Source organism: Paenibacillus sp. P4_A9, assembly GCF_056402415.1.
In genome coordinates this window covers 1-6,203 of the sequence record NZ_JBFUHL010000121.1, presented here as the reverse complement: position 1 = coordinate 6,203, position 6,203 = coordinate 1, and the positions used below count along the sequence as shown (strand labels likewise).

General features: G+C 44.9%; 6 protein-coding genes. All 6 read right to left on the bottom strand.

Features of this window, described 5'->3' with window-relative positions:
• Positions 1-109: 109 nt before the first annotated feature.
• Complete coding sequence (locus AC1DVJ_RS29345) at positions 110-703, bottom strand: ribonuclease H-like YkuK family protein (protein WP_477596175.1); 594 nt, start codon at positions 701-703, stop codon at positions 110-112.
• 108 nt (positions 704-811) lie between these two features.
• Positions 812-1,774 (bottom strand): C40 family peptidase, encoded by a 963-nt coding sequence (locus AC1DVJ_RS29340; protein WP_477596172.1) that lies wholly within the window; start codon positions 1,772-1,774, stop codon positions 812-814.
• 141 nt (positions 1,775-1,915) lie between these two features.
• Positions 1,916-2,212: a hypothetical protein gene (locus tag AC1DVJ_RS29335; protein ID WP_477596170.1), complete on the bottom strand. Its 297-nt coding sequence runs from the start codon at positions 2,210-2,212 to the stop codon at positions 1,916-1,918.
• A 72-nt stretch (positions 2,213-2,284) separates the two neighbouring features.
• Complete coding sequence (locus tag AC1DVJ_RS29330; RefSeq protein WP_477596168.1) at positions 2,285-4,588, bottom strand: thiamine pyrophosphate-dependent enzyme; 2,304 nt, start codon at positions 4,586-4,588, stop codon at positions 2,285-2,287.
• Between the two features lie 34 nt (positions 4,589-4,622).
• A complete protein-coding gene (locus AC1DVJ_RS29325; protein ID WP_477596165.1) occupies positions 4,623-5,633 on the bottom strand; it encodes a 2-oxoacid:acceptor oxidoreductase family protein in 1,011 nt (336 codons plus the stop codon).
• A gap of 113 nt (positions 5,634-5,746) precedes the next feature.
• Complete coding sequence (locus tag AC1DVJ_RS29320) at positions 5,747-5,914, bottom strand: hypothetical protein (RefSeq protein ID WP_477596163.1); 168 nt, start codon at positions 5,912-5,914, stop codon at positions 5,747-5,749.
• Positions 5,915-6,203 lie beyond the last annotated feature (289 nt).

Sequence of the window (6,203 nt, the reverse complement as noted above, 5' to 3'; positions counted from 1 at the left end):
TCATCATTCAGCAATACTTCGCTAAGAAACATCAGAAATCCTTTTTTAAATAAAAACCGCTAGCCCCTAGATCGTTTTGACCATTCGAGCTAACGGTTCTTTACACAGCTTATATACTGCCATCAAACACCTCGTTGTCCTCATAAAGGGGGCGAAATGGTTTCTTGGAGTAGCGATTCGCATACGCGGATGCGACATAACAATCAGGTTTAATGACCGGAACCATGCCCACAGATTCCACACGTCGCACCATCTCTTGGACGAATTTTGCCGTCCGATTTCTATTCTCGTCATCCCCCGCATCAATATGAATGAACATATCGAAAGTGGCTCCTTGATACAGATGAGGAAGAATAATATTTTCCATATCTAATCGCTTGTTCTCGTCAAAATACATCGCAATCTCTTCACTTAATGTGGTTTCCATTGAAAGCTTTTCTTTGATTGAGTGAAGGGCTCTTGGTACGATCACTTGACGATAACATGCCCACGCTCCTTTCCCTAGCCGCTGGATCACTACGCCGGTAATGAATTTCGTATGACCTGTGTGCACCTGACAATCCGTACCTATAATGAATTTATAGGTTGCCACGGGGTCAAGTCGCATGAAATGGAGAATACGCTCGTGCACGGTATCCAGGTTAAGTCCTCTTTCCGTTGTGTTCCTAAATTCCAGTGGTTGGTTCGTCGTCGAAGGATTCAAAGATAAGGCTCTCCCTTTCTCGATAAACTATAGAAAAAGGCGGATGCTCAAGGCAGCACCCGCCTCTTCTATAGTATATGGCAAACCTTGCCTGTTCGAACCATCAACTTATTTTAAAACAGGGCCGCCGTACAAAAATCTATTTTCCCATTGCTTGCCATCAATTGTATCCACGCGTACGCCGCCAGATTCAATCGAATACGTGTGAAGCATTTGACCGTTGCCTAAGTATRAACCAACATGTGTAATCGGCTCTGTCAGTACATTAATACCATCGTAATCAGAAGGTTTGGATCCTTTATAGCTGCTGAAAAAAAGTAGGTCCCCGCGTTTCAGCTTCGTCCAATCCTTCACAATTGGCCCCAATGCTTTTACATAGCTGCCTTGCGCAGCAGAATCACTTGGCAAGGACAGACGAAGCGCATCCCAGAACATCGTTTGTACAAAATCAGAGCAATCGAAAGTAGAAGGATCATTACGTTCGGAACCAAATTCATAAGGAGTTCCCAGGTATACTTCTCCCGCGTCAATTACCGCTTCGATTTCATCCGCTACTGGCATATTGGGTTTAATCACGGAGAAATCCGTTGTTATGTATTTACTGCTGCTGCTCATATATCCACTAACCCCGTTAGCATCTTTCACTTTATACCAGCTGTCATTCACTTTATCGGTAACAAGAACTTCTTCACCTTTGGCCAGCATTCGAATCACCTTCGAACCTGAACTAGCGTCTGAAGACGGCAGCGTACGGAAATTAACACCATACAAGATTTGAGCATTGCTGACAATCGATATGTATTTACTATTTGTGGATACGTATCCGCTTACACCTTGCGCATCCTTAATTTGAAACCAATTCACAGTTGTATAGTCCGTTACCGTAACGATTTCATTTGCTTTCAACATGCGAAGCACGTTGCTCGATGTACTCGGTTGATCTCGAAAACTTACACCAGCAACAATCTGCGCCTTAGTCGTGACTCCTTCTTCAGCTTGCGATTCTTTAGGTAGTATCGTTAAAATTGCAACCATCATCAATACCGCAATACCCATCGTCCACTTTCTCATCGTCTTGCCCTCCATTGGGTATAATGTAATTTTTTTCTTTCGTACCMTTATTATAGTTTGAGGGGGTTAAGCACGAATATAGGTGAATGGTAGGGTTTATTGCCAAATGGTGTATGGCGTTTAGCCTATTGACGGCATGTCTTAATTTTCCAATTTACGTACCTCAGGCTTTCGTGTTAAAGATGACCAAAATAACTGGAATTGTGAGGAGTTCTTTAGTTTTACATTACCTATTTTCATCTCATTTTCTTCCATTTCGATAATGGCCCAACTACTTGGATTACTTACCGATTGTGATTCTAAAAAAGGTACCAACTGCTCATTCGCTTCATCCAGCTCTGTCCAAAACTTCACGCCATAATAGGCGAGGCCATAATGATTAACAAGCGTGCACGTGTAGATTTGCTCTGTTTCTTTGTGCTGCAAAACATAAGGCATTTTCCTCTACCTCCAACGAGAAAGGCACATTCACCACGAGGGGGAATGTGCCTTCGTTTGTATGATTGCTAGTTACAAATAAGCATTTTCATGTTTGGCTTTCAACATGTTCCAACGACGTTCCACTTCAGTCTCGAAGGATTTCAGCGATCCCTCATACTCTGGTTTCGTCAGATGCTTCGTTTTACCCATCGTTTTCAACCAATCGGATAACGGAATCTTCTTGMTCTTATCCTCCGGATTGTAAGTGATGGATGTTACGCCATGTTCTACCTCATACAGAGGGAAGAAACAAGAGTCAACCGCAGCGCCAACGATGTTAGAGCCTTCTTGATCATCCGACAGCCAATTCAGCGGACAAGCAATGAGAATCTTGCCGTAGACTAGTCCCTCATGCTGTGCATACCACTGGGCCTTCGCTGCTTTCTTAACCAGATCCTGCGGGTACGCCTCTGAACCTGTAAATACATAAGGAATATGAGTCGCGGCCATAATTTGCGCAGTATCCTTGTGATGGAACACTTTACCACCCTGATGCTTCCCAACATTAGATGTGGATGTCCGATGTCCCATCGGCGTTGAATACGAAAGCTGTGCACCTGTGTTCATGTAACCTTCATTATCGTACTCGAGAATAATCATTTTATGATTCCGTAGTGCAGCCCCGATGGCAGGCCCCATCCCAATATCCATACCGCCATCGCCCGTAATCATGACGAAGGTGAAATCGTCCTGCAACCCGAGATGATCAAGTTCTCCGCGACGCTTACGCTCCCAGAACATCTCCACAACGCCTGACAGCGTTGCTGCGCCATTCTGGAATAAATTATGGATATAGGTGGCTTTATGCGCCGAATACGGATAGCCCGTTGTTACAACCATCGCACAGCCGGTATGGAAAATGGAAACAATATCGCCTTCTATACCCTTGAAGAACAGCTCGAGCCCTGAGAAAATACCACAGCCAGGGCACGCGCCATGACCTGGCGCTATCCGCTTCGGTTTCTTCGTTAAGGAACGTAGAGGTGGAATGCGAACATTCAACTTTCCTGTATTCTCATCCGGTGAGACGGTGATGAGACCTGTCTTCAAATCTTCATACTTCATTGGCGTCAATACCCGCTTCGGTGCTTTCGAAGGGTCCCCCGGCGTGTGGCCGTAGTAATCGAAAGGCACGTCCACCTTGCCGCTCTCCATCGCATCAATGGCGAATTGGAACAGATTATGCCCATCCTCGGCATAAAAGTCTTTGCCACCTAAGCCATAGATCCGGCTTATGACAAGCGTATCTCTGTTCCCGTTTGTGAACAGCGCCGCTTTAATTTCATTGACCATGTTGCCGCCATGTCCGCCATAAGAATCTGCGCGATCGCCAACGGTGATCGCTTTCACATTCTTCAGCGCCTCTGCAATCTGCTTCGCTGGGAAAGGTCGAATCAGGTTCGGTGCGATCGAACCTGCTTTAATGCCCTTCTCGCGGAGTTGGTCGACGACATCCTTGATGATTTCGGAGGCCGAATTCATCAGAAATACCGCGACTTCCGCGTCCTCCATCCGATATAGCTCCAGAATCGGATAGTCACGGCCCGTCAGATCGGCATATTCTTGCCGAATGCGATCATACACACCCTCAGCGTTATACATGGCCATCGACTGCTGATAGCAGTTATTAATATAATCCGGTTCATTCATATACGGTCCTACCGTAATCGGATTATTGCGATCTAAAGTATCTGGGAAGCCCTGTGGCTTCTCACCTACGAATGCTTGCACATCAGCCCGATGTGCGAAGGTTTGCACTCTGCGCTTTTGGTGAGAGGTGAAATAGCCATCTGAAGCGACCATGACTGGCAAACGCACCTCAGGATCCTCGGCTAATTTTAATGCCATAATATTCATATCATACACGGCTTGCGGGTCACGACACATCACGATCGGCCATCCAGTATTCAAAGCATAATAAAGGTCCGAATGATCACCATGAATATTGAGTGGCCCTGAAACGGAGCGGCAAACCAAATTCATAACCATCGGAAAACGGGTTCCGGATTGCACCGGCATTTGTTCCAACATATACAAATAACCGTTGGCGCTCGTCGCGTTAAATACGCGGCCGCCAGCAGTTGATGCGCCATAACATATACCTGCTGAACCATGTTCACCGTCTGCAGGGATCAAAACAATATCATGCTGTCCATTGGACTTCATGAGATCTAGAAACTGAGCTACCTCCGTTGATGGTGATATCGGAAAGTATCCCATGACATGATAATTAATTTGATGCGCCGCATAGGCCGCCATTTCATTCCCTGATTCATACACGATGCGCTGTTCGACTTTGGCTTGACCTAATTCCTGCTTGATATCAATGGACATGCGTGTAGTTCCACCCTTCTCCCATAAATACTCTCTAAGAGTTTATAGCTAGATTGAATCGATGCGGCATGCGATTAAGATCAGCATAACCATCTTCTTCCCGCTCACTGGAGAGCGCATCGGTTGGACAAGCTTGTACACATTTAAGGCAACCTTTACAATATTGATAGTCTATGCCTTGCAGGAACATTTGCGGACGGCCTTTCTTATCGGGGAGCTCATCCCATACGAAACAAAAGTCCGGACACACATTATCGCAAGAAGCGCAGTGAATACATGAATCTTCATGGAAATGCGGCATCATCCCAGCACGGGATATGCTCAAATCTTTAAGTATACTATTACCGGGATTCGTAACGACTCCTCCGATAGGCTGCGTAGCAAAACCCAGAACAGGTGTATCATACCGTACAAAATCTGGCATGGATTCCCCTTCTGGAAGCGCATACGTCTGGAAAACCACCTCGTTATAGCCGCGGTCGAATGTACGTAAGGCCGGAGCAACTGCAAGCGGATATTTCTTTTCTAGCGACTTCCGAATGACGCCTCGCATGACATCTGGATCCAGAAAATCACACAACCGGAACATCGCACCTAACATCGCCATATTCACGCGATTTTTCTCTTCGAGTGAAATGCCAATTGCATCAATGACGGCAATCGTTCCACCTCTGAGCTTCATCTTTTCCTTCAATTCATCCGGTGTTTTGGTTGAATTTACCAACACGGTACTATCCTCATAGATGCCACTGATAACGTTTACAGTTTTGGAAAGTGATTCATGAAAGACACCTACAACATGCGGTCGTTCAACGGGCGATGTATCCCGAATCTTCGTTTCCATGTCACAAAATCGAATATGTGCTTTTACTGCAGACCCTTTCTTCTCTGACCCGTAGGAAGAGAAACTGACTCCGTTCAAACCAACGCCAACGACTCCTGCTTCTGCCAGCATCTTGCCCGCCAGATTCGCACCTAGACCGCCGATGGATTCCAGTCTTATCTCGAAAAAGCCGAGATCGTTCAATTTAGGTAAAGTTACCATGCTTGGTCTCCTTTCAAAAATGAACTGCATAAAGAGTGAATAGTATGAATAGTAAATCTACTATTATTGTAACAAGAAATGGCTGGTAATCAACCTTTTTTTCTCACAGCCATTTAAAGCAAATAATCAATGATAAGACCGCATTTTCCCATATAAAAACTAAGTGACTCCGGATTCACCTCATCCTCCAATTTTCTTTCCTCACAATCCTCACACACGTCTACATAATCGTCATCAATTGGATTAAACACAACACCGCAAACCTGTGAGCACGTCCGCATTCACATCTCTCCTCGGCTTTAAATCCCCCAATATTGTAAACGCTTGCAAATCATGTTCTCTTTATTATACAGCGGTTTATATGCCACTGACCATAAGTCTTTATGAAATCTTTAGCATTCCAAACAACCCGTTTCACTTGATTCAAATCGCATTTGTGAGATAATGTAGAAATAAATACCAAATTGTCGAATTATGGAAGGATGTTTGGGATTGCTTCATTTCATTATTTCCAATGAACTACACAACCTTTTCTATATCATGAGCGCTGCGCTGCTCCATCTTATTCTT

Bases quoted from the DNA above. Each gene is read 5' to 3' on its own strand.
- AC1DVJ_RS29335 (WP_477596170.1), bottom strand. From the start codon at position 2,212: ATGCCTTATGTTTTGCAGCACAAAGAAACAGAGCAAATCTACACGTGC.
- AC1DVJ_RS29325 (WP_477596165.1), bottom strand. From the start codon at position 5,633: ATGGTAACTTTACCTAAATTGAACGATCTCGGCTTTTTCGAGATAAGA.
- AC1DVJ_RS29320 (WP_477596163.1), bottom strand. From the start codon at position 5,914: ATGCGGACGTGCTCACAGGTTTGCGGTGTTGTGTTTAATCCAATTGAT.